Origin of the sequence: Aquisalimonas sp. (assembly GCF_007120195.1) — a bacterium.
GTDB lineage: Bacteria > Pseudomonadota > Gammaproteobacteria > Nitrococcales > Aquisalimonadaceae > Aquisalimonas.
Genome location: NZ_SKOG01000091.1, coordinates 1 through 2729 on the forward strand (window position 1 = coordinate 1; position 2729 = coordinate 2729).

Genomic DNA, 2729 nt, shown 5'->3' on the forward strand with positions numbered 1-2729 from the left:
ATCCCGTACAGGCATCGCCGGCGGTAGAGCTCCAGGTGATCGTCGTCGCTACCGCGCAGCGCCTGCCACTCGCCGACATCCAGAACCCGCGGATAGGCCGTGCCGTAGCTTTCCACGAGCTCACGCAACGCCGGGGAGGCGGGTAGCGCAACGCGTGTGCAGAGTTCGTCGAGGAGCTCCGTACGGCCTTGCGGCGCGGACGCCCCGGGGAGCTTCCGCGACAGGACTGCGCACGGGCGCGGCGCACGGCCGAGTTTCTTCAACGCCAGATCGACCACCCGTTCGGCCATGGCCCGCGCCGTGGTGTACTTCTCCCCGACCACGCTGATCAGCCCCTGGTGACCGCCCGCAGCCGCGTGGTCGATCATTTGGCCGCGATGCGAAGCCACTGCCTGCGCCCTCCGCCCCGAAGGCTCCGCCGGCGTGAGCCCGCCGTAGCACCACAGCACGTCGTCGCGCGTGAGCCCCAAGTGCGGCATGGCGGTGTTGATCTCTTCCAAAAAAGTGTTCACGTCCGCATCGGAGAACCGGCAGGCGTCCGGATCGCCGGTGTAGGCGGCGTGACTGGTACCGATTATGGAAAGGCCGCGCCATGGCGTCACAAAAAACAGGCGCCGGCCATCCTCGGCGTTAGCGGGCGTACTGTTCACGCCGAACGCGTACCCCCGGGCGAGCTCCGGGACAATGAGGTTCATGGATTTAACCAGTGCCGGCTTGTGATCCATGCCGGGCATCACCGCCTCACCGGTAAACGGCCCGGTTGCGTTCACCGTGAGCAGGGCCCGCAGATCGAAGGCCGTATCACCAAGGCGGTCCCGACACCGCACGCCGGTCACGCCCTTGGCGGCGGTCCGCAAACCCAGCGCTTCCACATAGTTGACAGCGACCGCACCGGCATCGACGGCGTCCCTCACGCACTCCAGCAGCAGGTGCTCGGTATCGAGCACCTGGGCATCGTACCACTCGGCGCCCCCCCTTAAGCCGCCAGGCTGGAGGCCTGGCGTGGCGGCCATGCAGTCCTCCGGAGACAGCAATCGACCGCCGGGCAGGCGGTGCGAGGAGTCCAGGCCCCGGTTCCGGTCCTTCGACAACAGCCCGTAAAGCCGCAGGCCCGCCCACAGCGCCTCGGGCCCCCGCGTGCCGTACCCGTGGGTTGGCATCACGAAACGCAGGGGCCGGACCAGGTGCGGTGCGGCCCAGAGCCAGTAGCGCCGCTCGCGGACTGATTCGCGTATGCGCCGGAAGTCGAGGCTCTGGAGATAGCGGAACCCGCCATGAATGAGCTTGAGCGAATTGAACGACGTCCCCGCGCCAAAGTCGCTACGCTCGATCAGAGCCACCTTCAACCCCCGGAGCGCAGCATCCCTCGCAATGCATGCGCCATATATCCCGCCGCCAATGACAGCGAGGTCAAACTCCGTCGTCTCAAGACGTTCGGCGTCACGTCGCATTACCTACCCGCTTGTTTATTCTGTGGCCTTCCGTTGCACGCCCTGGCTGCCCGCTCGTGCGCCACCAGGGGCGGTTGCCGAAGACGCCGGCGCCATCCGCTGCTCTTATTGCACCCACGAAGCAGCCTAGTGATGGCGTTGCACAGGCTCTGTACGTTACCGAACATACCCGTCGGGATCATCCGTATAACGTTGGGCGCCAGTGGCATGGGCAAGGAGCCTATCGGACTGGGGCGATCGTAGCGAGCCGGGTGGGACGGGCTCTTGGGTCGCAGTTCGACGACAGCCGCACGCCATGCTGGAGGAAATCCCCGTGGAGCAGCCCTGGAAAATGGTGTTCATCGATGGGCACGTGCACATTCACCCGCGCTTCACCACCGCGTCGGTGCTCGATGCCGCGGCGGACAACGTCGCGCGCGAGGCGGCCGGCATGGGGGTCACAGCCCATACCGAGGTACTGGGTGTTCTCATGCTTGCCGAGACCAGCGAGGCCCACTGGTTCGCAAGTCTACGGGAACGACTGGACTCAGACCACCCACAGCAGGACATCCCTGGCTGGACCCTGCGGAAGACCGGTGATTCGCCACCCGGCGTGCTAGCAACACGTGACGGCGCCCCGGCGCTGATGTTTGTTCCCGGCCAGCAGGTCGGTAGCCGGGAGCGCCTGGAAGTGCTGTTACTCAACACCGAGACACGTCTGCCCGATGGCCTCGATGTGGACGATATCCTTGCCCGCGGACAGGCCGCTGACGCCCTGATCGTTCTTCCCTGGGGCGTGGGCAAATGGCTGGGGCGACGCGGGCGACTCGTGGAGCGCCTCATCGTCGATCATGCTACCAATGCCGCGCTGCTGCTGGGTGACAACGGCGGGCGCCCGGTCTGGTGGGGCGAACCGGCGCCGTTTCGCCTCGCCCGCAAGCAAGGCCTGCGCGTGCTTCGGGGAAGCGACCCCCTGGATCTGCCCGGCGAGGAAAATCGTATCGGCTCCTTCGGCGTGCGCGTGGACACTGATATCCCACGTTCGACGCCGGTCACGGCACTTCACACGCTGCTGAGGGATCCGAACACCCCATGGGCCATGTTCGGGAATCTGCAGCAGAACTCCCGGTTTGTGCGAAATCAGTTCGGCTTGCAACGCAAGCGCCTGGCCAGGTCAAGTGGACCATGAAAATACTCATCACCGCGCCCCACCCCTTCTATCAGGAACGCGGCACGCCCATCGCCGTCGATCTGCTGGTCAGGGCGCTCAGCGAACGCGGCGACACGGCCGACGTGCTG

2 protein-coding genes are annotated in these 2729 nt (G+C 66.0%); one reads left to right on the forward strand and one right to left on the reverse strand.

All coding sequences use genetic code 11. The features are described from left to right. Positions 1-1451 (reverse strand): glycerol-3-phosphate dehydrogenase/oxidase (locus tag QZT63_RS07285; RefSeq protein ID WP_290649882.1); only part of this gene is annotated, 1451 nt, incomplete at its 3' end. Between the two features lie 295 nt (positions 1452-1746). On the opposite strand from QZT63_RS07285, the gene QZT63_RS07290 reads away from it, so the two are divergent. Then, positions 1747-2619: a hypothetical protein gene (locus QZT63_RS07290; protein ID WP_290649884.1), complete on the forward strand. Its 873-nt coding sequence runs from the start codon at positions 1747-1749 to the stop codon at positions 2617-2619. Positions 2620-2729: the final 110 nt, after the last annotated feature.